This window comes from Marinospirillum sp., assembly GCF_035271045.1.
In the GTDB taxonomy this organism is placed as follows: Bacteria; Pseudomonadota; Gammaproteobacteria; order Pseudomonadales; family Halomonadaceae; genus Marinospirillum.
This window is the reverse complement of the sequence record NZ_DATESC010000021.1, coordinates 71,147-94,836: the sequence shown is the minus strand read 5'-3', so window position 1 is coordinate 94,836 and position 23,690 is coordinate 71,147. Positions and strand designations below refer to the sequence as shown.

General features: G+C 44.4%; 22 protein-coding genes and 4 tRNA genes. All 26 read left to right on the top strand.

Features of this window, described 5'->3' with window-relative positions; genetic code table 11:
• Positions 1–13 precede the first annotated feature (13 nt).
• The 26 genes from VJY63_RS08670 to rplV all read left to right on the top strand — a co-directional run bounded on the left by VJY63_RS08670 (position 14) and on the right by rplV (position 23,681).
• Positions 14–1,393, top strand: coding sequence for a hypothetical protein (locus tag VJY63_RS08670; RefSeq protein ID WP_324049975.1), 1,380 nt, complete (start codon positions 14–16; stop codon positions 1,391–1,393).
• Positions 1,371–2,345 (top strand): biotin--[acetyl-CoA-carboxylase] ligase, encoded by a 975-nt coding sequence (locus VJY63_RS08665; RefSeq protein WP_324049973.1) that lies wholly within the window; start codon positions 1,371–1,373, stop codon positions 2,343–2,345. Before VJY63_RS08670 ends, VJY63_RS08665 begins: the two co-directional genes overlap by 23 nt.
• Complete coding sequence (locus tag VJY63_RS08660) at positions 2,342–3,130, top strand: type III pantothenate kinase (protein WP_324049972.1); 789 nt, start codon at positions 2,342–2,344, stop codon at positions 3,128–3,130. Before VJY63_RS08665 ends, VJY63_RS08660 begins: the two co-directional genes overlap by 4 nt.
• 121 nt (positions 3,131–3,251) lie before the next feature.
• Positions 3,252–3,335, top strand: a tRNA-Tyr gene (locus VJY63_RS08655).
• A gap of 15 nt (positions 3,336–3,350) precedes the next feature.
• Positions 3,351–3,425: transfer RNA gene (locus tag VJY63_RS08650), tRNA-Gly, on the top strand.
• Positions 3,426–3,430: 5 nt separating this feature from the next.
• Positions 3,431–3,505 (top strand) — tRNA-Thr (locus VJY63_RS08645).
• Positions 3,506–3,554: 49 nt separating this feature from the next.
• Positions 3,555–3,630, top strand: a tRNA-Trp gene (locus tag VJY63_RS08640).
• A 67-nt stretch (positions 3,631–3,697) separates the two neighbouring features.
• Complete coding sequence (gene secE / locus VJY63_RS08635; RefSeq protein ID WP_324049969.1) at positions 3,698–4,066, top strand: preprotein translocase subunit SecE; 369 nt, start codon at positions 3,698–3,700, stop codon at positions 4,064–4,066.
• A gap of 9 nt (positions 4,067–4,075) precedes the next feature.
• Positions 4,076–4,609 carry a transcription termination/antitermination protein NusG gene (nusG, locus tag VJY63_RS08630; protein WP_324049967.1) on the top strand — a complete coding sequence of 178 codons (534 nt, stop codon included), beginning with the start codon at positions 4,076–4,078 and terminating at the stop codon, positions 4,607–4,609.
• Positions 4,610–4,667: 58 nt separating this feature from the next.
• Positions 4,668–5,099 carry a 50S ribosomal protein L11 gene (rplK, locus tag VJY63_RS08625; protein WP_324049965.1) on the top strand — a complete coding sequence of 144 codons (432 nt, stop codon included), beginning with the start codon at positions 4,668–4,670 and terminating at the stop codon, positions 5,097–5,099.
• Positions 5,100–5,798 carry a 50S ribosomal protein L1 gene (gene rplA, locus VJY63_RS08620; protein ID WP_324049963.1) on the top strand — a complete coding sequence of 233 codons (699 nt, stop codon included), beginning with the start codon at positions 5,100–5,102 and terminating at the stop codon, positions 5,796–5,798.
• 240 nt (positions 5,799–6,038) lie between these two features.
• Positions 6,039–6,542, top strand: a complete 504-nt coding sequence (gene rplJ, locus VJY63_RS08615) for a 50S ribosomal protein L10 (RefSeq protein ID WP_324049962.1) — start codon at positions 6,039–6,041, stop codon at positions 6,540–6,542.
• A 60-nt stretch (positions 6,543–6,602) separates the two neighbouring features.
• Positions 6,603–6,968 carry a 50S ribosomal protein L7/L12 gene (gene rplL, locus VJY63_RS08610; protein WP_324049960.1) on the top strand — a complete coding sequence of 122 codons (366 nt, stop codon included), beginning with the start codon at positions 6,603–6,605 and terminating at the stop codon, positions 6,966–6,968.
• 197 nt (positions 6,969–7,165) lie between these two features.
• Entirely contained in the window at positions 7,166–11,245 is a 4,080-nt protein-coding gene (rpoB, locus tag VJY63_RS08605) for a DNA-directed RNA polymerase subunit beta (RefSeq protein WP_324049958.1), read from the top strand.
• A gap of 113 nt (positions 11,246–11,358) precedes the next feature.
• Positions 11,359–15,573 carry a DNA-directed RNA polymerase subunit beta' gene (rpoC, locus tag VJY63_RS08600; RefSeq protein WP_324049956.1) on the top strand — a complete coding sequence of 1,405 codons (4,215 nt, stop codon included), beginning with the start codon at positions 11,359–11,361 and terminating at the stop codon, positions 15,571–15,573.
• 181 nt (positions 15,574–15,754) lie between these two features.
• On the top strand, positions 15,755–16,126 hold the full coding sequence (rpsL, locus tag VJY63_RS08595; RefSeq protein WP_027849028.1) for a 30S ribosomal protein S12: 372 nt from the start codon (positions 15,755–15,757) through the stop codon (positions 16,124–16,126).
• Positions 16,127–16,220: 94 nt separating this feature from the next.
• Positions 16,221–16,691, top strand: a complete 471-nt coding sequence (rpsG, locus tag VJY63_RS08590) for a 30S ribosomal protein S7 (RefSeq protein WP_324049954.1) — start codon at positions 16,221–16,223, stop codon at positions 16,689–16,691.
• Positions 16,692–16,703: 12 nt separating this feature from the next.
• A complete protein-coding gene (gene fusA / locus VJY63_RS08585) occupies positions 16,704–18,809 on the top strand; it encodes an elongation factor G (RefSeq protein ID WP_324049952.1) in 2,106 nt (701 codons plus the stop codon).
• A gap of 36 nt (positions 18,810–18,845) precedes the next feature.
• The gene (tuf, locus tag VJY63_RS08580; protein ID WP_324049950.1) at positions 18,846–20,039 is read left to right on the top strand and encodes an elongation factor Tu; all 1,194 of its coding nucleotides are present in this window, start codon (positions 18,846–18,848) and stop codon (positions 20,037–20,039) included.
• Positions 20,040–20,216: 177 nt separating this feature from the next.
• Positions 20,217–20,528, top strand: a complete 312-nt coding sequence (rpsJ, locus tag VJY63_RS08575; protein WP_324049948.1) for a 30S ribosomal protein S10 — start codon at positions 20,217–20,219, stop codon at positions 20,526–20,528.
• Between the two features lie 118 nt (positions 20,529–20,646).
• Positions 20,647–21,288, top strand: coding sequence for a 50S ribosomal protein L3 (gene rplC, locus VJY63_RS08570; RefSeq protein WP_324049946.1), 642 nt, complete (start codon positions 20,647–20,649; stop codon positions 21,286–21,288).
• A gap of 14 nt (positions 21,289–21,302) precedes the next feature.
• On the top strand, positions 21,303–21,908 hold the full coding sequence (gene rplD, locus VJY63_RS08565; RefSeq protein ID WP_324049944.1) for a 50S ribosomal protein L4: 606 nt from the start codon (positions 21,303–21,305) through the stop codon (positions 21,906–21,908).
• Positions 21,905–22,201 (top strand): 50S ribosomal protein L23, encoded by a 297-nt coding sequence (gene rplW, locus VJY63_RS08560; protein WP_324049942.1) that lies wholly within the window; start codon positions 21,905–21,907, stop codon positions 22,199–22,201. Before rplD ends, rplW begins: the two co-directional genes overlap by 4 nt.
• Before the next feature lie 15 nt (positions 22,202–22,216).
• Positions 22,217–23,041 (top strand): 50S ribosomal protein L2, encoded by an 825-nt coding sequence (rplB, locus tag VJY63_RS08555; protein ID WP_324049940.1) that lies wholly within the window; start codon positions 22,217–22,219, stop codon positions 23,039–23,041.
• Between the two features lie 18 nt (positions 23,042–23,059).
• Complete coding sequence (gene rpsS / locus VJY63_RS08550; RefSeq protein WP_324049938.1) at positions 23,060–23,335, top strand: 30S ribosomal protein S19; 276 nt, start codon at positions 23,060–23,062, stop codon at positions 23,333–23,335.
• Between the two features lie 13 nt (positions 23,336–23,348).
• On the top strand, positions 23,349–23,681 hold the full coding sequence (gene rplV / locus VJY63_RS08545; RefSeq protein WP_324050013.1) for a 50S ribosomal protein L22: 333 nt from the start codon (positions 23,349–23,351) through the stop codon (positions 23,679–23,681).
• Positions 23,682–23,690 lie beyond the last annotated feature (9 nt).

Here is a 23,690-nt window from a genome sequence, read left to right as displayed (position 1 = left end):
ATTAGCTTTTTTTATGTTGGGACTATTTTTATTATTGGGTTGTTCAGAGTCAGGTACTAATAAGGCTACTCATAACCCTGTAACTATTGATGAGAATGCCTTAAAAATAGGTTTTTTTGCACCAGGTAGAGTGGTTGAAGATTTTGCTTCAAAGGTGGATATTCAGCTTTATAATTTAAGTACAGTTGAGCATTTAGAAAAAACCTTACAATTAGCGAGCGAGCAGGGTTTAAAGCTTTTTCTGGCATTAGAATTGCCCGCCATGTATATGGAAAATATCTCATTAAACTATAACTTTGAGAGTGAAATCTATAAAAAAAACTTACCTCCTGCTCGTTTAATTAAATTGCGTCGTACTGTTTCTAGGGATGTTTTTGCGCATTATTTAGCACCTTTTTATGAGGCAATAAAAAAGCACCCTGAAGCAGTAGAAGCTATTTTTTTAGGTGATGAACCTTATTTAAATGGAATAAGTTTTGAAGATTTAGACCAAATGGCATTGGATATTCGTTATTTATTAGACAGTGTAGGTTTAAATAAGGTGAAAATTGGCGCTGTGTTTGCTAGTGCTATGTTCAATGCGAGTTTTGCCCAGCACATTGATGCTACTTCAAGTGCTTATACGCGTAGTATTGATGAATATTTTAGTCGGTTAGAAGCTAAAGAAAGCCGAGGCGAAGCTTCGGCTGAAGAATTGAGGTGGCTAAGTGTTATTGGTGATATTCGCCTAACAACCTACGATAAAGCTAACAATATGTATTTGGGCGGTGGCTTACCTACTTCGTTAGACATTGTTGGCTTTGATTTTTACCTTTCTACTTTGTTGCAAGATGAAGTGCATAACGAGTCTTTGCAGTGGTTTGCTAAGCAAAAACTGCACCCTGCTTGTGATGGCTTTGAAAATACTAAAATAACTGAGTTGCGCCAAGCTTTGTCTTTTTGGGATGCTGAGGAAAAAATGACGAATGATTTGGCTTTGCAAGCAAAACAAGCCGCTAAAGACAAAGCCATTTTAGATCAGTGGTACACCTGTAGAACAGAGTCGACTTTAGCTTTACTGGAAAGAGAGCTATATAAGTCAGGTAGACCAGAGCGTGAGATTTTGTTGGTAAGTGAGTCAAGTAGTAATGGTTTGATGGCATTTGATAAAAATGGAAATAGGCTAGCCGATCAACAAAATGACTTAATTAAGGCTCGGGTTGTTGATGAGGTGACTAGAGCGATTAATGTGGTTAAAAAGTATCCGATCAATCACCTGTTGTTTTTTACTTATGAAAGTCAGTTTGATTGGTTTATTAAACTCACCATTGATGGCGCTGAAGGTATTCCTGAAGCGCTGCACCTTATTTACCAAAATGCACGGCGTAACCATGAACCTTTACCCGCTAATTAAATTATTAAGCAATGGCCAGTTTCAAACCGGCACTCAATTGGGTCAACAGTTAGGGATTAGTCGCGCAGCCATTTGGAAGCAAATTCAGCAGTTGCCAAGTTTGGGATTAGACATTATAACTAAAAAAAATGATGGTTATTGTTTAGCACAGCCTTTGCAGCTCTTGAACATTGAGCGACTGCAAGCGCAGCTGTTGGCAGTCAACTCTTCGTTGGTGCTAGATTTTTCCCCAGTTATAGATTCCACTAATGCTGAATTGGCAAGGTGCTTGGCAAATGGTGAAACGGCATCACCGCGCTTGTTGTTGGCTGAGAAACAAACTGCCGGTCGTGGGCGTCGCGGGCGTGATTGGTTTAGTCCTTATGCGGCATCGTTAAGCTTATCATTAAGTTTTCAAGTGGAAGGCGGCGCGAATGCGTTGCAGGGTTTAAGCCTTGCGGTGGGCGTGGTGATTAAAGAAGTTTTAGAGCAGCAGGGTATTAACGGTGTGCAGTTAAAGTGGCCGAATGACTTGTACCTTAACAATGCCAAGTTAGGCGGTATTTTAATCGAGCTATCGGGTGATTTTTCAGGCCCTTGTAATTTGGTGGTGGGTTTGGGGTTGAATGTATTTCGCCCTCAAGGGCCGTTGGTGTTAGATCAGCCGGTGGCTTTTTTAAGTGATACAGATCCAAATTTTACACTGTGCCGAACCCGTTTAGCGGCTGATTTAGCCTTAGCACTTGAGCAGTTGTTAATTAATTTTTCTGTACAAGGCTTTGAACCGTGGCAAGCGCGTTGGAATACCGCGCACATTTGGGCAGGTAAAAAAGCTTTTATTATTACACCGAATCAACAGGTGGCTGTAACGCTAGGTGGCGTTAATGCTATTGGTGAGTTGCAAGTGACTTATGATGATGGCTTGCAAGGGCTAATTAATGCCGGTGAAGTAAGTGTGAGGGCAAGGGAATGATTTTAGATTTAGACATAGGTAATACCCTGACTAAATGGCGCATGAAACACGCGGTGACTAATGCGTTGATTGATCGTGGTTCTATTTGGACGCGTGACCGTTGGGAGAGTTCTGAATCCATTCCTGATTTTCGTGACATTAAAGTAATGCGTGTTTCAAATGTCGGCGGTAAAGAAGTGTTAGGTGAAGTGGAGCGGATTGCACGGCGGTTTCGTGTACCGCTACACGTTGCACGTTCAACCATTAAATTTGCCGGTGTGCGTAATGCTTATAAAGAGCCAGAAAAACTAGGTATTGACCGCTGGCTAGGCTTATTGGCCGCTTACCACAGTTTTGGTGCTTGTTTTGTAGTGGATTGCGGTAGTGCGATTACGATTGATGTGGTGAAGGCGGATGGTGGGCATTTGGGCGGTTACATTGCACCAGGTATTCGTTTAATGAAAGAAAGTTTGAAATTGGGCACTAAAAATGTGGCAATTGATCCTGATGATACGCATCGTGGCGTAATGAATTTTGGTGTTTCAACCCAAGAAGCAGTGAGTCATGGCATTTATTTAGCTGCGCTAGGGCAAATTACTTTGGCTTATCGTCAAGCGTATAACCAGACCGAAAATTTGCTGCCAGTTATTTTAACGGGCGGTGATGCTGCCTTGGTTGCAGCAGGTTTAGAAATGGATAGCTTGTGTTGGCCTGATATGGTTTATGCGGGTTTAGAGTTGATGTTTCCAGTGACCGATGCTGAGAAAAAAGGTAACTTGTTGGGTGTGCCATCTAAAAATATTTAGAAATAATTTTAAATATTGCTTGCTCAATTTAAAAGTTGTTGGTAAAGTTGCCGCCGTTGTCGAGAGAGATCATTTATAGTTTGACAACGCAGACAAATAATCTATAATTTGTCGCCTAGTTGGAGGGGTACCCTAGTGGTCAAAGGGAGCAGACTGTAAATCTGCCGCGCGAGCTTCGAAGGTTCGAATCCTTCCCCCTCCACCAAATTCTTTCAGTCAGGCGGGCATGGTATAGTGGCTATTACCTCAGCCTTCCAAGCTGAAGAGGTGGGTTCGATTCCCACTGCCCGCTCCAAATACGCTCATGTAGCTCAGGGGTAGAGCACACCCTTGGTAAGGGTGAGGTCGACGGTTCAATTCCGTCCATGAGCTCCATAGATACTAGATTTGTGGAGTTTTGTAGTAAGCTGATAATGCCAGATACAGGCTAGTAGCTCAATTGGCAGAGCGACGGTCTCCAAAACCGTAGGTTGGGGGTTCGATTCCCTCCTGGCCTGCCAACTTTCCCCAAGTTGGTTACTTATCTATTTTTCCTATACGTGCTGATGCAAGGAGTTATCCTCTCTAATGAAAGCAAAAGCCGAAGCTCAGCCAGCTAGTCTGGATGTTCTCAAGTGGTTTGCAGTATTGCTGTTGGTGGCTGTCGCTGTAGCAGGTAATATGTATTACGCTGATGCACCTATGATATATAGAGTGATCGGCGTTGTTTTGCTTTGTGGTATGGCTGGTGTAGTTTTTTTGCGTACAGCAAAAGGTCTGCGTTTAATCGACCTTGCGCATGAAGCTAAAATAGAAATACGTAAAGTGGTATGGCCTACACGTCCAGAAACAATTCAAACAACACTCATTGTTCTAGCAGCCGTCGTTATTGTTGCATTTTTGCTATGGCTTGTTGACTCAATGCTAAGCTGGGCGATTAAAAGTCTGATTTATTAGGGGTAGAAAATGTCTAAGCGTTGGTATGTTGTACACGCCTACTCCGGTTTTGAGAAGCAAGTTATGCGCTCACTGCTGGAGCGTATTGCCATTAAAAAAATGGAAGATTCTTTTGGACAGATTTTAGTTCCCACCGAAGAAGTTGTGGAAATGCGCGATGGCAAAAAGCGTAAAAGCGAACGTAAGTTTTATCCAGGCTATGTTTTAGTTGAAATGGCTATGAACGATGATAGCTGGCACTTAGTTAAAGAAACACCCAAAGTGCTAGGTTTTATTGGTGGTACGGCAGAAAAGCCTGCACCGATTACTGCGCGTGAAGCGGATGCTATTTTACAGCGTGTGCAAGATGGCAGCGATAAGCCACGTCCACGCACTATGTTTCAGCCTGGTGAGTTGGTTCGTGTACTTGATGGACCTTTTGCAGATTTTAGCGGTACAGTTGAAGAAGTCAATTACGAGAAGAGCCGTTTACAGGTTTCTGTGAGTATTTTTGGCCGCCCAACACCAGTCGAATTAGAGTTTGGTCAGGTAGAGAAAGAATAATACTTGGCTTTTTTAAAAAAACGGGGAGCCGCAAGGCGTTATACCCATAGGAGTTATCATGGCTAAAAAAGTCACATCATACATTAAGTTGCAAGTTGCAGCTGGTAAAGCAAATCCAAGTCCACCCGTTGGTCCTGCGTTAGGTCAGCACGGTGTGAATATTATGGAATTTTGTAAAGCATTTAACGCCGCTACTCAGGACATGGAAGTAGGTTTACCTACCCCCGTTGTTATTACTGTTTACAGCGACCGTAGCTTTACATTCATCACCAAAACGCCACCAGCAGCAGTATTGTTGAAAAAAGCTTTGGGTTTGAAATCGGCTTCAGCAACGCCAAATAAAGTAAAAGTAGGTAAAATCTCTCTTGAACAGCTAGAAGAAATTGCCAAAACTAAAGAACCTGACTTAACTGCTGCTGACTTAGATGCTGCAGTTAGAACCATTGCTGGCACCGCGCGCAGCATGGGTATTGACGTGGAGGGCGTGTAAATGGCCAAGTTAACTAAGCGTCAAAAACTAATTGCTGAAAAAGTTGTTGCACTAAAAAGCTACAGCGTTGAAGACGCAGTAGCTTTATTAAGCAGCCTGCCAGCGGTTAAGTTTAAAGAAACCATTGAACTTGCTGTTAACCTAGGCGTTGATCCACGTAAATCTGATCAGGTTGTTCGTGGCGCTACTGTTCTACCTAACGGTACTGGTAATAGTGTTCGTGTTGCTGTATTTGCTCAAGGCGCTGCGGCTGAAGCTGCTTTGGCAGCCGGTGCAGATTTAGTAGGTATGGACGATCTAGCTGAAAAAGTTAAAGCGGGTGAGATGGATTTTGACGTAGTTATTGCTGCACCTGACGCTATGCGTGTGGTGGGTATGCTTGGTCAAATTCTAGGTCCACGCGGTTTAATGCCTAACCCTAAAGTGGGTACTGTTACACCTGATGTTGCGACAGCCGTTAAAAATGCTAAAGCAGGTCAAGTACGTTTCCGTACTGACAAAAACGGTATTATTCACGCCGGTGTTGGTAAAATTGATTTTGCTGCTGATGCTATCCGCGGCAATATTGAAGCGCTCGTTGTTGATCTTAAAAAGCTAAAGCCTGCTTCTTCTAAGGGTATTTACATTAAGAAAATAACACTGTCTAGCACGATGGGGCCAGGCTTAACGATTGATATTGCAACGTTAGACGTTAAGTAATCGACTAAACGTTGTGCAACAAACTTTGCGGATGCGGCTAGTTTTTTAATGGTTTAATTTAAAGCTAGCGGCAACCTTCAAAGACCGTAGGTGTTATTTATAAATAACTTAATTTCCTACGCAGATGGGTGACCGCCTACATTGTAGGTCCAACCATCAATACCGACTCCGAATTCCCGGAGGGTTGGAAACCGTGGAGAGGCGTGATAATCCGTTTCTCTATATTAGGAGCAAGATAAAGTGGCGCTTAATCTAAAAGACAAACAGGCCATTGTTGGTCAAGTCAATGATGCTGCCAAAGCTGCTCAATCTGTAGTTATAGCTGACGCACGCGGTGTAACCGTTAGTGCTATGAGCGTTCTGCGTAAGCAGGCTCGTGAAGCTGGCGTAGATGTACGTGTTGTTCGTAACACGTTAGCGCGTCGTGCTTTTGCAGCAACTAACTTTGAATGTTTAACTGAAGAATTTACCGGCCCTACACTGATTGCTTTCTCTATGGAGCATCCTGGTGCAGCAGCGCGTTTATTCAAAGAATTTGCTAAAACGCAAAAATCATTTGAAGTTAAGGCAATGGCTTACGAAGGTGAGCTTATTCCTGCTACAGATATCGATCGTTTGGCTACACTGCCAACTTACAACGAAGCGATCGCGAAGCTAATGGCAACAATGAAAGAAGCAGCAGCAGGCAAGTTGGTTCGTACTCTTGCAGCTGTGCGTGACCAGAAAGAAGCAGAAGCGGCTTAATAAAGCGGCTTTTAATCTTACTGAGTCCTTCTAAACAAATTTACTTAGGTAGAATTTAACATGGCAATTACTAAAGACGATATTCTTAACGCTATCGCTGACATGTCTGTAATGGAAGTTGTTGAATTAGTTTCAGCAATGGAAGAAAAATTCGGCGTATCTGCGGCTGCTGCTGTAGCTGCAGGTCCTGCTGCTGCTGAAGCAGCTGAAGAGCAAACTGAATTTGACGTAGTTCTAATTTCTGCTGGCGAGAAGAAAGTTAACGCTATCAAAGCAGTACGTGAAATTACTGGCCTAGGCTTGAAAGAAGCTAAAGCAATGGTTGACGGCGCTCCTGCTACAGTTAAGGAAGGCGCTTCTAAAGCTGAAGCTGAAGCCGCTAAAGCTAAACTTGAAGAAGCCGGTGCATCGGTGGAACTTAAGTAATTTGCATGGCAGCTTAGGGCTGCAGCAGAATGGCTGGTGGTGCAAGTGCACTGCCGGCCTTTTTCTGTTACAGGCAGCCTAGTTTAATTTAACTGCACCTCACCTTAAACCGTGATGCTTGCAGCGGGGCGCACCTCCCCTTGAAGGTGTAGTGACCACTGCGGTCTAGTTTTTGGTGAACAAGCTGGGGGAAACAGATGGCTTACTCGTACACTGAGAAGAAACGTATCCGTAAGGATTTCAGTAAATTGCCGACGGTAATGGATGTTCCTTACCTTTTAGCCATACAGCTAGATTCTTATCGTCAATTCCTCCAAGAGGATCTTGCCGGTGATGCGCGCACTGAAACTGGTTTACATGCGGCTTTTCAATCCGTATTTCCAATCGAGAGCTATTCAGGCAATGCTGCACTGGAATATGTAAGCTATCGCCTTGGAACCCCAGTATTTGATGTTAAAGAGTGTGTTTTGCGAGGTATTACCTTTGCAGCACCTTTGCGCGTAAAAGTACGTTTGATTATCTATGATAAAGATTCGCCTAACAAGGCAATCAAAGATATTAAAGAACAAGAAGTTTATATGGGTGAAATGCCACTCATGACCAAAAATGGTACCTTTGTTATTAATGGTACTGAGCGTGTTATTGTTTCTCAATTACACCGTTCGCCGGGTGTGTTTTTTGACCACGACCGTGGTAAAACTCACTCATCAGGCAAATTGCTTTATTCTGCACGTATTATTCCTTACCGTGGTTCTTGGTTGGATTTTGAATTTGATCCTAAAGATCTAGTTTATGTGCGTATTGACCGCCGTCGTAAATTACCTGCCAGTATTTTGTTACGTGCCTTGAACTTTAGTACAGAACAGATTCTGGAAATGTTCTTTGATACTAGCAGCTATTATTTCAAAAAAGACGGTATTTATGTTGATCTAGTACCTTCACGCTTGCGCGGTGAAACGTCCTCTTTTGAAATTAAAGATAAAGATGGCACGGTGTTGGTTGAACAAGATCGTCGTATTACTCAGCGCCATATTCGCTTACTAGAAAAGGCGGGTATTAAGCAGCTAGCGGTTCCTTATGATTACTTAAATGGCAAAGTACTTGCCAAAGACATTGTTGACCCTTCTACGGGTGAACTGTTAGTTGAATGTAATACTGAGATTACTGAAGAAGTTCTAACTAAGCTAGCTGAAGCTAAAATTAAGAGCTTTGAAACGCTTTACACCAACGATTTAGATTGTGGGCCGTTTATTTCAGACACTTTACGTGTTGATCCTACCCGTACGCAACTTGAAGCACTGGTAGAAATTTACCGTATGATGCGTCCTGGTGAGCCACCAACTAAAGAGTCGGCTGAAAGCTTGTTTAATAACTTGTTCTTCTCGCCTGAGCGCTACGACCTTTCTGCCGTTGGCCGTATGAAGTTCAACCGCCGTTTACACCGCGATATTGACGTTGGCGAGCCAGTGCTTTCCCACGATGACATCGTTGCTGTATTGCGTGAACTATTAAGCATTCGTAATGGTAAAGGTGAAGTGGATGACATTGACCACTTAGGTAATCGCCGTATTCGTTCGGTTGGTGAAATGGCTGAAAACCAATTCCGTGTTGGTTTAGTGCGTGTTGAGCGTGCGGTTAAAGAGCGCTTATCTTTAGCTGAAAGTGAAGGCTTAATGCCACAAGACTTAATTAACGCCAAGCCGGTTGCTGCTGCGGTTAAAGAGTTTTTTGGTTCGAGTCAGCTTTCTCAGTTTATGGACCAGAACAACCCGTTATCAGAAGTTACGCACAAGCGTCGCGTTTCCGCTTTAGGCCCCGGTGGTCTAACACGTGAACGTGCAGGTTTTGAAGTACGTGATGTACACGCCACTCACTATGGTCGTGTTTGTCCTATCGAAACGCCTGAAGGTCCAAACATTGGTCTAATTAACTCTTTGGCGACTTATGCACGTACCAACTCTTACGGTTTCTTAGAAACACCTTACCGTACTGTTGTGGATGGCAAAGTAACCAATGATGTTGCTTACTATTCGGCGATTGAAGAAGGCCAATACGTTATTGCTCAGGCTTCTGCCACCTTGAACGAAAAAGGTGAGTTGATTGATGAGTTAGTACAGGTTCGTCATAACGGTGATACCACTTTTGTAACGCCAGACCAAGTAACCTTAATGGACGTTTCGCCACGTCAGGTTGTTTCGGTGGCAGCTTCACTGATTCCTTTTCTTGAGCATGATGATGCTAACCGTGCCTTGATGGGTTCAAACATGCAACGTCAGGCTGTACCAACGCTAAAAGCTGATAAGCCGTTAGTCGGTACGGGTATGGAACGTGCGGTTGCGCGTGACTCAGGTGTTTGTGCTGTTGCACTGCGTGGTGGTGTGGTTGATTCGGTTGATGCGTCACGTATCGTTGTTCGTATTAATGAAGACGAGCTAATCGGTGGTGAAGCGGGTGTTGATATTTATAACCTCACTAAGTACACCCGTTCTAACCAGAACACTTGTATTAACCAGCGTCCCATTGTTAAGCCTGGCGATATTATTTCTAAAGATGATATTTTAGCCGATGGCCCTTCAGTGGATATGGGTGAGTTAGCATTAGGGCAAAATATGCGTATCGCATTTATGCCTTGGAACGGTTTTAACTTTGAAGATTCGATTCTAGTTTCAGAGCGCGTTGTTGAAGAAGACCGTTTTACTACCATTCATATTCAAGAACTAACTTGCGTATCGCGTGATACTAAATTGGGTTCTGAAGAAATTAGTGCCGATATTCCTAACGTGGGCGAATCTGCGCTTTCTAAGCTAGATGAGTCGGGCATTGTTTATATCGGTGCTGAAGTTGGCCCTGGTGATCTTTTGGTTGGTAAAGTAACGCCTAAAGGCGAGACTCAACTAACCCCTGAAGAGAAACTACTGCGAGCCATTTTTGGTGAAAAAGCGTCTGATGTAAAAGATACATCTTTACGTGTTGCTACAGGTATGAAAGGTACGGTTATTGACGTACAAGTGTTCACCCGTGACGGCGTTGATAAAGATAAGCGTGCTTTAGCCATTGAAGAAACACAGCTAGACGAAGTGCGTAAAGATTTAAAAGAAGAATACCGTATTGCTGAAGAAGCGACCTTTGCACGTTTACGCAATGCATTGGTTACGCAAATGGTTAACGGTGGTCCTCAGCTGTCTAAAAACGCCAAAATCACTGATGAATACTTAAATGATTTGGTTTATGCCGAATGGTTTAAATTACGGATGCAAGATGACGCGTTGAACGAATTGCTTGCTCAAGCTCAAGCTCAGTTGATTGAGCGTAAAAAGCTGATGGAAGAAAAGTTCGAAGACAAAAAACGTAAGCTACAGCAGGGTGATGATTTAGCACCTGGCGTACAAAAAATTGTAAAAGTTTATGTTGCTGTTAAGCGTCGTATTCAGCCCGGCGATAAAATGGCGGGTCGTCATGGTAACAAAGGTGTTGTTTCGGCCATTATGCCGGTTGAAGACATGCCTTATAACGAACAAGGTATTCCCGTTGATATTGTGTTGAACCCGTTAGGTGTTCCTTCACGTATGAACGTTGGTCAGGTATTAGAAACTCACCTAGGCTTAGCGGCTAAAGGTTTAGGCGAGCGTATTACTGAAATGCTTGAAAATGAGCGTTCAGTGCAAATTAAAGAAATTCGTAGTTTCTTAGAAAAAGTTTATAACCTTTCAGAAGGTTTGCGTATTGAAGAACTCGATAAGCTAACTGACGATGAAGTGATTGAACTGGCGCATAACTTGAAGAAAGGTGTGCCTATGGCAACGCCAGTCTTTGACGGTGCTAAAGAGCATGAAATTAAAGCCATGCTTGAGCTGGCTGGTTTACCGCGCAGCGGTCAGATGGACCTTTACAATGGTCGTACTGGCGAGAAATTCGACCGCCCAGTAACCGTTGGTTATATGTACATGCTGAAGCTTAACCACTTGGTTGATGACAAAATGCACGCGCGTTCAACGGGTTCTTATAGCCTTGTAACGCAGCAGCCTTTGGGTGGTAAAGCGCAGTTTGGTGGACAGCGTTTTGGTGAGATGGAAGTTTGGGCACTAGAGGCTTACGGTGCTGCTTACACGCTACAAGAAATGCTAACTGTTAAATCAGATGATGTGAATGGTCGTACTAAAATGTATAAAAACATTGTAGACGGTAATCATAAGATGGAACCAGGTATGCCTGAGTCCTTCAACGTTCTGATTAAAGAAATACGTTCCCTAGCGATAGATATCGACTTGGAATACTAAGAAGTTCTGCTGGGTGGCCTGCTACCCAGCAGGCTTTTTAGTATTGTTCTGGGATAGCAAAGATTGCATGACGAGCTTAGTGCTCGTCGCCACTCCAACGGGAGCTGCGGCTGATGAAAGATCTGGTTAATGTATTGCGTAATCAGGGTCAACCTGATGAGTTTGAATCACTAAGAATTACTCTGGCCTCACCGGAACTGATTCGTTCTTGGTCATTTGGTGAAGTTAAAAAGCCAGAAACTATTAACTATCGTACGTTTAAGCCTGAGCGTGATGGTTTATTCTGTGCCAAAATTTTTGGTCCTACCAAGGACTATGAGTGTTTGTGCGGCAAATATAAGCGCATGAAGCACCGTGGTATTATTTGCGAAAAATGTGGTGTTGAAGTAACGCAAGCTAAAGTGCGCCGTGAGCGTATGGCACACATTGAATTAGCGTCGCCTGTTGCCCATATTTGGTTCTTAAAGTCGCTACCTTCACGTATTGGTCTAATGCTTGATATGACCCTGCGTGATATTGAGCGCGTGCTTTATTTTGAAAGCTTTGTTGTTATTGACCCTGGCATGACTACGCTAGAAAAAGGCCAGCTGCTAAATGATGAGCAGTATTTTGATGCACTAGAAGAGTTTGGTGATGACTTTGATGCCCGTATGGGCGCTGAAGCGATCCAAGCTTTATTGCGCGATATTGATTTAAACGACGAAATCGAAAGAATTCGTGAAGAAATTCCACAAACTTCTTCTGAAACTAAGATGAAGAAAATCACTAAGCGTCTAAAAATTCTAGAAGCTTTTCGTGATTCAAATAACCAGCCTGGCTGGATGGTGCTAGAAGTATTACCTGTTCTGCCACCTGATTTACGCCCTTTAGTACCACTAGACGGCGGTCGTTTTGCTACTTCAGATTTGAATGATCTTTACCGCCGTGTTATTAACCGTAACAACCGTTTAAAGCGTTTGTTAGAGTTAAATGCGCCTGACATCATCGTGCGTAACGAAAAGCGTATGTTGCAAGAAGCAGTTGATGCCTTGCTAGATAACGGTCGTCGTGGTCGTGCCATTACAGGTACTAATAAACGTCCTTTAAAATCACTTGCCGATATGATTAAAGGTAAGCAAGGTCGTTTCCGTCAAAACTTGCTAGGTAAGCGTGTTGACTACTCAGGCCGTTCTGTTATTACCGTAGGTCCAACACTGCGCCTGCATCAGTGCGGTCTGCCTAAAAAAATGGCGCTTGAATTATTTAAGCCATTTATTTTTGCCAAGTTAGAAGCGCGTGGTTTAGCAACGACCATTAAAGCAGCTAAGAAAATGGTTGAGCGCGAATTGCCTGAAGTTTGGGATATTCTTGCCGAGGTTATTCGTCAGCACCCTGTTATGCTTAACCGTGCGCCAACACTTCACCGTTTGGGTATTCAGGCATTTGAACCTGTATTAATTGAAGGTAAAGCTATTCAGCTACATCCGTTGGTTTGTGCGGCTTATAACGCCGACTTTGACGGTGACCAAATGGCTGTACACGTACCGCTAACGCTGGAAGCTCAGCTAGAAGCGCGTGCATTAATGCTTTCAACTAATAACGTCTTGTCGCCTTCTAACGGTGAGCCGATTATTGTTCCTTCGCAGGATGTGGTATTGGGTCTTTATTACATGACCCGCGAAAAAGTAGGTGCCAAAGGCACTGGCATGATGTTTAGTAACATTGAAGAAGCTGAACGTGCTCATGCTACAGGCAGTGTTGCATTACACGCAAAGGTAAAAGTGCGTGTGACTGAAACGGACAAAGAAATTGAAGGCGAAGCGGTAACACGTACGATCGTGGTTGATACTACCGTTGGTCGTGCTTTACTGTCGCGGATTATGCCTATCGGCTTGCCGTTTGATTTAGCTAACAAAGCGCTGAATAAAAAAGCCATTTCTCGTTTGATTAACGAAGCTTATCGCCGTGTTGGTTTGAAAGATACTGTGGTTTTTGCTGACCAACTTATGTATACCGGTTTCCAATACGCAACTTGGTCAGGTTGTTCTATCGGTGTGAACGACTTTGTTATTCCTGCTGAGAAAGCTAGTATTATTGCTGCTTCTGAAGCTGAAGTTAAGCAAATTGAACAACAGTTTGCTTCAGGTTTGGTGACACAAGGTGAGAAATACAACAAGGTCATTGATATTTGGTCTAAGGCGAACGATAAAGTTGCCAAGGCGATGATGGTTGGTATTTCCAAAGAAACGGTGACTGATAAAGACGGTAATGAATCTGAGCAAGATTCTTTTAACAGCGTATTTATCATGGCTGATTCTGGTGCGCGTGGTTCTGCTGCACAGATACGTCAGCTAGCCGGTATGCGTGGTCTAATGGCTAAGCCTGATGGTTCAATCATTGAAACGCCCATCGTTGCAAACTTCCGTGAAGGTCTTAACGTACTTCAGTACTTTATTTCGACTCACGGTGCGCGTAAAGGTTTGGCAGATACGGCACTTAAAACGGCTAACTCTGGTTACTTGACGCGTCGTTTAGTTGATGTGGCACAAGATTTAGTGGTAACGCAGCTAGACTGCGGTACAGAAGAAGGCTTAGTCATGCACCCTGTTATTGAAGGTGGTGACATTATTGTGCCACTTTCTCAGCGTGTGCTAGGCCGTGTAGTTGCGCGTGATGTATTTAATGCAGGTACTGGTGAAGTCGTTATTACTAAAGGCACACTGTTGGATGAAAAATGGTGTGATCGTTTAGATTCTTTAGGTGTGGACGAGATTATTGTTCGTTCAGCGATTACTTGTACGACACGTTTTGGCGTGTGTGCTATGTGCTATGGTCGTGACCTTGCCCGTGGACATCAGGTTAACGTCGGTGAAGCTGTAGGTGTTATTGCTGCTCAGTCGATTGGTGAGCCGGGTACACAGCTTACCATGCGTACGTTCCACATTGGTGGTGCGGCATCACGAGCTTCTGCTATTGATAACGTACAAGTTAAGCATGGTGGTAAAGTCCGTTTCCATAACGTGAAGTTTGTTACCCGTGAAGATGGCAAATTGATTGCTGTATCACGTTCGGGTGCAATGGCGATTGCTGACATTAAAGGCCGTGAGCGCGAATACTACAAGTTACCTTACGGTGCTGAGGTTAGCGTTGCTGACAATGAAGAAGTTGTTGCCGGTCAAATTGTTGCTAAATGGGATGCCCACACGCATCCGATTGTTGCAGAGGTTGCAGGTAAAGTTCAGTTTGTTGATATGGAAGATAGTATTTCTATTAACCGCAATATCGATGAGTTAACAGGCTTGTCTTCCATTGAAATTATTGAAACACAGCACCGTCCATCTTCAGGTAAAGATAAGCGTCCTATGATGCTGTTGCTTGATGCTCAAGGTAAAGAACTTGCGCTGCCAGGTAGTCAATCACCTGTTCAGTACATTTTGCCAGGTAAAGCGGTTGTTACCATTGATGACGGCTTAACCGTTGGTGTAGGTCAAGTTATTGCGCGTATCCCACAAGAAAGTAGTGGTAACCGAGACATTACTGGTGGTCTGCCGCGCGTTGCTGACCTATTTGAAGCGCGTCGCCCTAAAGAGTCAGCTATAATGGCTGAAATTAGTGGTACGCTCTCAATGGGCAAAGAAACCAAAGGTAAGCAGCGTATTGTTATTACACCTAATAATGGCGATGAGCCTTATGAAGCGTTAATTCCAAAATGGCGTAAAATTAACGTGTTTGAAGGTGAAAATGTTGAGCGTGGTGAGGTCATTTCTGATGGCCCTTCTAGCCCGCACGATATTCTGCGTCTATTAGGTGTCAGTGAATTAGCTAAATACATCACCACAGAAGTACAAGATGTTTATCGTTTACAAGGTGTTGTGATTAACGATAAGCACATTGAAGTGATTGTTCGCCAGATGCTGCGTAAAGTAGAAGTACAAGAAGTGGGTGATTCTAGCTTCTTGTCAGGTGAGCAAGTTGAATACTTTAAAGTGCTAGAAGAAAACGAAGCGCTAATGAAAGCTAAGAAATTCCCAGCTAAATTTGAGCGTTTACTGCTTGGTATCACTAAGGCGTCTTTGGCGACTGAGTCATTTATTTCAGCGGCTTCTTTCCAAGAGACAACCCGTGTGTTGACCGAAGCAGCCGTAAATGGCAAGCGTGACTATTTACGTGGTTTGAAAGAAAACGTCGTAGTAGGTCGTCTGATACCAGCGGGTACTGGATTAACCTACCACGCGCAGCGTAAGCGTCACCGCGAAGATCAACACATTATTCAAAGTGGCCCAAGCGCGAGTGAAGTGGAAGCAGCCTTGACAAGTGAGTTATCAGCGCTAGATCAAGACGAAGATTAAGCATAAATGCAAGAGGAATAGGCTGTAAATTGTCTACTCCTCTTGACCTCTTGTGCTTTATAACCGTAGAATGCGCTTCCTCAAAAGAGGGGATAGGTGCGTCTATCCATTTTGTTTTATCAGAAATCTGCCTTGTTGAAGTGCCATTTAGGTGCTGAAACAGACATTGGAGTTTGCTTGCATGGCAACAATTAATCAGTTGGTTCGCAAGCCACGCAAACGCAGAGTAGCCAAAAGCGACGTTCCAGCGCTTCAGGCTTGCCCGCAACGACGTGGCGTATGTACTCGTGTTTACACGACTACCCCTAAAAAACCTAACTCGGCGCTACGTAAAGTTTGCCGTGTGCGTTTAACTAATGGTTTTGAAGTTTCTTCATACATTGGTGGTGAAGGTCACAACCTTCAAGAGCACTCGGTTGTACTGATTCGTGGTGGTCGCGTAAAAGATTTACCAGGTGTGCGTTATCACACCGTTCGCGGCGCATTGGATACTTCTGGTGTTCAAGGTCGTAAGCAAGGTCGTTCTAAGTACGGCGCGAAGCGTCCTAAGTAATTTAATATTTATACCGTCTGATAAGAGTAAGGCCAGGCCGTACGAAGTAAATGCATGTCCTGGGGTTACCTGAAGACCGTTTAGAGGGCTTATCATGCCAAGAAGAAGAGTTGCGGCGAAACGTGAAATTTTGCCAGATCCTAAGTACGGAAGTGATCGCTTAGCCAAATTCATGAACCATGTAATGGAAAGCGGCAAAAAAGCAACAGCAGAGCGCATCGTTTACGGCGCACTGAGCAAAGTGGAAGAACGCACCAAGAAAGATCCACTCGAATTGTTTGATAAAGCACTTGAAAGTATTCAACCATTGGTTGAAGTAAAATCGCGTCGTGTTGGTGGTGCTACCTATCAGGTGCCTGTTGAAGTTCGTCCTTCACGTCGTACTGCACTTGCTATGCGTTGGTTGGTTGATTTCGCGCGTAAGCGCGGTGAAAAATCTATGGATCTTCGTCTAGCTGGCGAGATTATGGATGCTGCCGAAGGTAAAGGTGCTGCAGTCAAAAAGCGTGAAGATGTTCACCGCATGGCTGAAGCTAACAAGGCATTTTCACACTACCGCTTCTAAGGGAGACCTCAAGTGGCACGTAAAATAGCTATTAAACAGTACCGTAATATTGGTATCTGCGCTCACGTTGATGCGGGTAAAACCACCACAACAGAACGCGTACTTTATTACACAGGTGTCAACCATAAGTTGGGTGAAACTCACGATGGTGCGTCCACCACAGACTGGATGGAACAAGAGCAAGAGCGTGGTATTACTATCACCTCGGCTGCTGTTACCTCTTTCTGGAAAGGTATGGACAAGCAGTTTGAAGAACACCGTATCAACATCATTGACACTCCTGGACACGTTGATTTCACTATCGAAGTAGAGCGTTCATTGCGCGTACTTGATGGTGCAGTTGTTGTGTTTTGTGGCTCTTCAGGTGTAGAACCACAATCTGAAACAGTATGGCGTCAAGCTAATAAATACGAAGTTCCACGTATCGTTTTTGTTAACAAGATGGACCGTTCTGGTGCAGATTTTGAGCGTGTACTTGGTCAGATTAAGACACGTTTAGCAGCAAACCCTATCGCTATTCAATTACCAATTGGTTCTGAAGAGAATTTTGTTGGTGTAGTCGACCTTATGAAAATGAAGGCGATCTACTGGAATGAAGCAGACTTGGGTTTAACCCATGAATATGCTGATATTCCTGCAGAATTAGTAGCTAAAGCTCAAAAGCTACGCGAAGAAATGGTTGAAGCTGCGGCTGAAGCCAACGACGAGTTAATGAATAAATACCTTGAAGAAGGTGAGTTAACCGACGAAGAAGTTAAATTTGGTCTTCGTAAACGTGTAATTAATAACGAAATAGTATTAGCAATGTGCGGTTCAGCCTTTAAAAATAAAGGTGTACCTGCTGTTCTTGATGCTGTTGTTGAATACTTGCCTGCACCTAACGAAGTTCGCCCTATTGAAGGCGAGCTAGAAAATGGTGAAATAGCAGTTCGTTTAGTTGAAGATGCTGCACCTTTTGCTGCGCTAGCATTCAAAATTGCGACCGACCCTTTTGTTGGTACGCTAACTTATATCCGTGTTTATTCGGGTGTACTAGAAAGTGGTTCAGGCGTTTATAACTCTGTAAAACAGAAAAAAGAACGTGTTGGCCGCTTAGTGCAAATGCACGCAAATGACCGTGTTGAGATCAAAGAAGTTCGCGCTGGTGACATCGCAGCTTGTGTTGGTCTAAAAGATGTAACTACGGGTGATACCCTGTGTGACGACAATCATCGCATTGTGTTAGAGCGCATGGAATTCCCTGAGCCAGTTATTTCTGTTGCAGTAGAGCCTAAGTCTAAAGCTGACCAAGAAAAGATGGGTATTGCGCTAGGTAAACTAGCTCAAGAAGATCCTTCTTTCCGCGTTAAGACAGACCCAGAATCAGGTCAAACAATTATCTCTGGTATGGGTGAACTACACCTAGATATTCTTGTTGATCGTATGCGTCGTGAATTTAATGTTGAAGCCAACATTGGTAAACCACAAGTTGCCTACCGTGAAACCATTCGTAAATCGGTTGAGCAAGAAGGTAAATTTGTGCGTCAATCCGGTGGTCGTGGTCAGTATGGTCACGTTTGGCTTAAAATCGAACCACTCACCGATAAAGGTGAAGATGGCGAGAAGACTTACGAGTTCGTTAACGAAGTCGTTGGTGGTGTAGTACCGCGTGAATACATTCCTGCAGTTGACAAAGGTTGCTTTGAGCAATTGCAAAATGGTGTTCTAGCTGGTTACCCAATGATCGATGTTAAGGTAACCTTGTTTGACGGTTCCTACCATGACGTCGACTCTAACGAAATGGCCTTCAAAGTTGCTGGTTCTTTAGCAATTAAAGAAGGTGCTAAGAAAGCGGGTGCTATGCTACTTGAGCCGATGATGAAGGTTGAAGTGGTTACACCTGAAGAGTACATGGGCGACGTTATGGGCGACTTGAGCCGCCGTCGTGGTCTCGTACAGGGCATGGACGATCTACCAGCTGGTAAAGTTGTTCGTGCGGAAGTTCCATTGGGTGAGATGTTTGGTTACGCTACAGACTTGCGTTCCGCAACCCAAGGCCGTGCTAGCTACTCTATGGAGTTTGCTAAGTACTCAGAGGCGCCGGCTAGTATTGTTGAAGCCGTCATCAATCAAAAGTAAATTTATAATCTGCCGTTAACTGAAGAGGTTATCGTTGTGGCTAAAGAAAAATTTGAACGTAGTAAACCCCACGTAAACGTTGGCACTATTGGTCACGTTGACCATGGTAAAACCACTCTAACTGCTGCTCTAACACGTGTTTGTGCAGAAGTATATGGTGGTACTGCAGTTGCATTTGCTGGTATCGACAATGCGCCTGAAGAGCGTGAGCGTGGTATCACTATTTCAACGTCTCACGTTGAATATGAGTCTCCTACGCGTCACTACGCACACGTAGACTGCCCAGGTCACGCCGATTATGTTAAAAACATGATCACTGGTGCTGCCCAGATGGATGGTGGTATTCTTGTTTGTTCAGCAGCTGATGGCCCTATGCCTCAGACGCGTGAGCACATTCTACTATCTCGTCAAGTTGGTGTTCCTTACATCGTTGTGTTCATGAACAAAGCGGACATGGTTGACGATGAAGAGCTACTTGAGCTAGTAGAAATGGAAATTCGTGATTTGTTATCAACTTACGAATTCCCTGGCGACGATACCCCTATCATCATTGGTTCTGCACTAATGGCGTTAGAAGGTAAAGACGACAACGGTATGGGTACTTCTGCTGTTATTAAGCTAGTTGAAGCTTTAGACAGCTACATTCCTTTACCTGAGCGTGCTATTGATAGACCATTCCTAATGCCTATCGAAGACGTTTTCTCTATTTCTGGCCGTGGTACTGTTGTAACGGGTCGTGTAGAGCGCGGTGTTGTACGTACTGGTGAAGAAATTGAGATCGTTGGTATTGTAGACACAGTTAAGACTACTTGTACTGGTGTTGAAATGTTCCGTAAGCTGCTTGACGAAGGTCGCGCAGGTGAGAACATTGGTGCACTACTACGTGGTACTAAGCGTGACGACGTTCAGCGTGGTCAGGTTCTAGCTAAGCCAGGTTCTATTCTTCCACACACAGTTTTTGAAGCAGAAATTTATGTTCTGTCAAAAGACGAAGGTGGTCGTCATACGCCTTTCTTCAAGGGCTACCGTCCTCAGTTCTACTTCCGTACAACTGATGTAACGGGTTCTTGTGAACTGCCTGAAGGCGTAGAAATGGTTATGCCGGGTGATAACGTTAAGTTAGTTGTTACTTTGATTGCGCCTGTTGCGATGGATGACGGTCTCCGTTTTGCTATTCGTGAAGGTGGTCGTACTGTTGGTGCTGGTGTTGTTGCTAAAATCGTTGCTTAATTTTGGCACTGTTTTAGGCCAGTAAAAGGAGGGCTTCTTAAAAGGAGCCCTCTTTGTTGTTAAACTTTTTCAATAAAGGTTTGACACGCAAGAAATAGCAGCACTATAATGCTGCTCCTTTTTTAGGTGCAGATTTAAGTGTCTGTACCCATGTAGCCCGTATCGGAGCATTGGATAATGCAAGACCAGAAGATCCGTATTCGGTTGAAATCGTTTGATCATCGCCTAATTGATCAGTCCGCACTTGAAATTGTTGAAACAGCAAAGCGTACTGGTGCTCAGGTGAAAGGTCCGATTCCTTTACCGACACGCAATGAAAAATTTACAGTGCTGGTTTCTCCGCACGTAAACAAAGATGCTCGTGACCAGTATGAGATTCGTACTCATAAACGTGTGCTTGACATTGTTGAGCCAACTGAAAAAACAGTTGATGCGTTAATGAAGCTTGAATTGGCTGCAGGTGTTGATGTGCAAATTAGCCTAGGTTAATTTGTTTTAGTAGCAAAGTGGTTAGCGTCGCGAGACGCAGTACAATTTAGATAGTGGAATGCCCTGGAAAAGGCAGCCATAGCGGGTGATAGCCCCGTACACTGATAGGAGACATACAATGGCTCTTGCTTTAATCGGTAAGAAAAGCGGCATGACCCGCATTTTCACCGAAGACGGTGCATCAATTCCAGTCACCGTTATTGAAGTCACTCCTAACCGCGTTACGCAGGTACGTTCACTTGATGTGGATGGTTACTCTGCTGTACAGGTTACTGCTGGTTCGCGTAAAGCGAAGCACCTTACCAAAGCACAAGCTGGGCATTTTGCCAAAGCAGGTGTTGAAGCAGGTCGCATCGTTCGTGAATATCGTCTAGCTGAAGGTGATGAAGCGCCTAGTGTAGGTGCTGATTTAACCGTCAGTCTCTTTGAGGCCGGTCAATTAATTGACGTGATCGGAACATCTAAAGGTAAAGGTTTTCAAGGCGGCGTAAAGCGTTGGAACTTTTCCATGCAAGATGCAACTCATGGTAACTCTCTCTCTCACCGTGCACCAGGTTCTATCGGCCAAAACCAGACCCCAGGTCGTGTGTTTAAAGGCAAAAAGATGGCTGGTCACATGGGTGCAGAGCGTGTAACTGTGCAATCCCTAGAAATCGTTCGTGTCGATACAGACCGTAACCTACTGTTAGTTAAAGGCGCAGTGCCTGGTGCTACTGGTGGTGACGTGCTTGTTCGCCAAACGGTCAAGGCTCGCCGCTAAGAGGATATAGACACATGAACCTGAACCTAGCTGGAGCTCAGGGTACTGTTGAAGTATCCGATGCGACCTTTGGTAAAGAATTTAACGAAGCCCTTGTTCACCAGGTAGTTGTTGCTTATATGTCTGGTGCTCGTCAAGGTACTCGTGCTCAAAAAACACGTGCAGAAGTTGCTGGTGGTGGTAAAAAGCCATGGCGTCAGAAGGGTACTGGTCGTGCCCGTGCTGGTACTGCTACTTCTCCGATTTGGCGTAAAGGTGGTGTAACCTTTGCTGCCCGTCCTCAAGATCATTCTCAGAAAGTTAACAAGAAAATGTACCGCTCTGCGATGCGTTCTATTCTTTCCGAGTTGGCTCGTCAGGATCGTTTAATCGCTGTAGAGGAATTTACAGTTGATGCGCCTAAGACAAAGTTACTTGCTGCCAAGCTTGAAGAAATGAATCTGAGTAAAGTGCTGATTATTACTTCTGAACTTAACACCAACTTGTATTTGGCTGCTCGCAACCTGCCACACGTTGATGTTATCGAAGCTAGTGCAGCCGACCCTGTTAGCCTGATCGCCTACGAAAACGTGTTGATGACTGTATCAGCCCTACGTCAATTCGAGGAGAAGTTAGGATGAACCAGGAGCGCATATTTAAAGTGCTACTCGGTCCACACATGACCGAAAAGGCTACCTTAGTTGCTGATAAACAAAATCAGTACGTATTCAAGGTTGCTTCAGATGCGACAAAGCTAGAAATTAAAAAAGCTGTCGAGAAACTGTTTGATGTTAAGGTAAATGCAGTTAGCGTTCTTAATGCTAAAGGCAAAACCCGACGCACTACTCACGGTCTCGGTCGTCGCAAAGGTTTCCGCAAGGCTTATGTAAGCCTAGTGGAAGGACAAGCGATCGATTTCGCTGACGCGGAATAAGGCAAGGGGTTAATTATGGCAGTTATTAAAGCTAAACCAACTTCCGCCGGTCGCCGCCACCTAGTTAAGGTGGTGAATAAAGACCTGCATAAGGGTGCTCCTTATGCGCCTCTGCTTGAATCACAAAGCAGAACTGGTGGTCGTAACAACAACGGTCGTATCACTACTCGTCACATTGGTGGTGGTCATCGTCAGCATTACCGTATTATAGATTTTAAGCGTAATAAAGACAGTGTTGTAGGCATTGTTGAGCGTTTGGAGTATGATCCAAACCGTTCTGCACACATCGCTTTGATTAAGTACATGGATGGTGAGCGTCGCTACATTATTGCCCCTAAAGGCGTAGCAGCTGGCGATCGCATTCAGTCAGGTGTTGATGCACCAATCAAAGCAGGTAATAGCCTACCACTACGCAATATGCCGCTGGGTTCTACCCTACATTGCATAGAGTTAAAGCCTGGTAAAGGTGCACAAGTTGCACGTTCTGCTGGTGCTTCGGTGCAATTGGTTGCCCGTGAAGGTGCTTACGCTACACTAAGACTACGTTCTGGTGAGACACGTAAGGTACTTGTTGATTGCCGCGCCACCTTAGGTGAAGTGGGTAACAGTGAGCACAGCCTACGCGTATTAGGTAAAGCCGGTGCTAACCGCTGGCGTGGTATTCGTCCAAGTGTTCGTGGTATGGCGATGAACCCCGTTGACCACCCACACGGTGGTGGTGAAGGCCGCAATAAGGGTAAAAATCCGACTACGCCTTGGGGTGTACCAACCAAGGGTTACAAAACTCGCAAAAACAAGCGTACTGACAATCTAATTGTTCGTCGTCGTAAAGCGAAATAACGTTTAAGGGGATCCGCTGTGCCTCGTTCACTGAAGAAAGGTCCTTTCATTGACCTTCATCTGTTGAAAAAAGTGGAAGTTGCGGTCGAAGGCAAAGATAAGAAGCCAATTAAGACTTGGTCTCGTCGTTCTATGATCATTCCAAATATGATCGGCCTAACAATCGCTGTCCACAATGGACGCCAGCATGTACCGGTATTCATCACTGAAGAGATGGTCGGTCACAAGCTGGGTGAATTTGCTGCAACCCGTACTTATCGCGGTCATGTAGCTGACAAGAAAGCCAAGCGCTAATCAGGAGGTTATGATGGAAGTCGCCGCTAAAATGCGTGGTGCACGTCTGTCCGCACAGAAAGCCCGCTTGGTTGCTGATCAGGTACGTGGCAAGAAAGTTGCTGATGCACTTAATCTACTAGCCTTCAGCCCCAAAAAGGGTGCAGTATTAGTTAAGAAGGTTCTAGAATCTGCAATTGCAAACGCTGAGCATAACGAAGGTGCTGATATCGACGAACTGCGTATCTCCACAATTATGGTGGATGAAGGTACGACCATGAAGCGTATTAAACCACGTGCTAAAGGTCGTGCTGATCGCATTCTCAAGCGCACTTGTCATATCACTGTCAAGGTTGCAGACCGGTAAGGAGTTAAC

What these genes read in the sequence shown, in the direction of transcription:
- rpsJ (WP_324049948.1), top strand. Translation starts at nt 20,217, where the DNA reads ATGCAAGACCAGAAGATCCGTATTCGGTTGAAATCGTTTGATCATCGC.
- rplB (WP_324049940.1), top strand. Translation starts at nt 22,217, where the DNA reads ATGGCAGTTATTAAAGCTAAACCAACTTCCGCCGGTCGCCGCCACCTA.
- nusG (WP_324049967.1), top strand. Translation starts at nt 4,076, where the DNA reads ATGTCTAAGCGTTGGTATGTTGTACACGCCTACTCCGGTTTTGAGAAG.
- VJY63_RS08660 (WP_324049972.1), top strand. Translation starts at nt 2,342, where the DNA reads ATGATTTTAGATTTAGACATAGGTAATACCCTGACTAAATGGCGCATG.
- rpsG (WP_324049954.1), top strand. Translation starts at nt 16,221, where the DNA reads ATGCCAAGAAGAAGAGTTGCGGCGAAACGTGAAATTTTGCCAGATCCT.
- secE (WP_324049969.1), top strand. Translation starts at nt 3,698, where the DNA reads ATGAAAGCAAAAGCCGAAGCTCAGCCAGCTAGTCTGGATGTTCTCAAG.
- rplV (WP_324050013.1), top strand. Translation starts at nt 23,349, where the DNA reads ATGGAAGTCGCCGCTAAAATGCGTGGTGCACGTCTGTCCGCACAGAAA.
- rplK (WP_324049965.1), top strand. Translation starts at nt 4,668, where the DNA reads ATGGCTAAAAAAGTCACATCATACATTAAGTTGCAAGTTGCAGCTGGT.
- rplD (WP_324049944.1), top strand. Translation starts at nt 21,303, where the DNA reads ATGAACCTGAACCTAGCTGGAGCTCAGGGTACTGTTGAAGTATCCGAT.
- rplL (WP_324049960.1), top strand. Translation starts at nt 6,603, where the DNA reads ATGGCAATTACTAAAGACGATATTCTTAACGCTATCGCTGACATGTCT.
- VJY63_RS08665 (WP_324049973.1), top strand. Translation starts at nt 1,371, where the DNA reads ATGAACCTTTACCCGCTAATTAAATTATTAAGCAATGGCCAGTTTCAA.
- rpoB (WP_324049958.1), top strand. Translation starts at nt 7,166, where the DNA reads ATGGCTTACTCGTACACTGAGAAGAAACGTATCCGTAAGGATTTCAGT.
- VJY63_RS08670 (WP_324049975.1), top strand. Translation starts at nt 14, where the DNA reads ATGTTGGGACTATTTTTATTATTGGGTTGTTCAGAGTCAGGTACTAAT.
- rpoC (WP_324049956.1), top strand. Translation starts at nt 11,359, where the DNA reads ATGAAAGATCTGGTTAATGTATTGCGTAATCAGGGTCAACCTGATGAG.
- rplW (WP_324049942.1), top strand. Translation starts at nt 21,905, where the DNA reads ATGAACCAGGAGCGCATATTTAAAGTGCTACTCGGTCCACACATGACC.
- rplA (WP_324049963.1), top strand. Translation starts at nt 5,100, where the DNA reads ATGGCCAAGTTAACTAAGCGTCAAAAACTAATTGCTGAAAAAGTTGTT.
- rplC (WP_324049946.1), top strand. Translation starts at nt 20,647, where the DNA reads ATGGCTCTTGCTTTAATCGGTAAGAAAAGCGGCATGACCCGCATTTTC.
- rpsL (WP_027849028.1), top strand. Translation starts at nt 15,755, where the DNA reads ATGGCAACAATTAATCAGTTGGTTCGCAAGCCACGCAAACGCAGAGTA.